Source organism: Microseira wollei NIES-4236 (assembly GCF_020521235.1).
Classification (GTDB): Bacteria; Cyanobacteriota; Cyanobacteriia; order Cyanobacteriales; family Aerosakkonemataceae; genus Microseira; species Microseira wollei.
Genome location: NZ_BLAY01000869.1, coordinates 1 through 203, shown reverse-complemented (window position 1 = coordinate 203; position 203 = coordinate 1). Strand labels below are relative to the sequence as shown.

The 203-nt window shown below is 60.1% G+C and carries 1 protein-coding gene; it reads right to left on the bottom strand.

What is annotated here, in order from left to right:
* Window positions 1-6: 6 nt before the first annotated feature.
* Window positions 7-203, bottom strand: a 197-nt coding sequence (locus tag MiSe_RS50675) for a hypothetical protein (RefSeq protein ID WP_226595190.1), incomplete at its 5' end; no start/stop codon positions are given.

Here is a 203-nt window from a genome sequence, read left to right as displayed (position 1 = left end):
GTGCCCCTACCGCCAACACCCACCACATGCAGGGGCACGGCAGCAGCACATCTTCTTTTCCGGAAAGATCTTAATTGCCGTGCCCCTACCGCCAACACCCACCACATGCAGGGGCACGGCAGCAGCAGATCTTCTGCCTTTCGCCAAAGATCTTAATTGCCGTGCCCCTACCGCCAACACCCACCACATGCAGGGGCACGGCA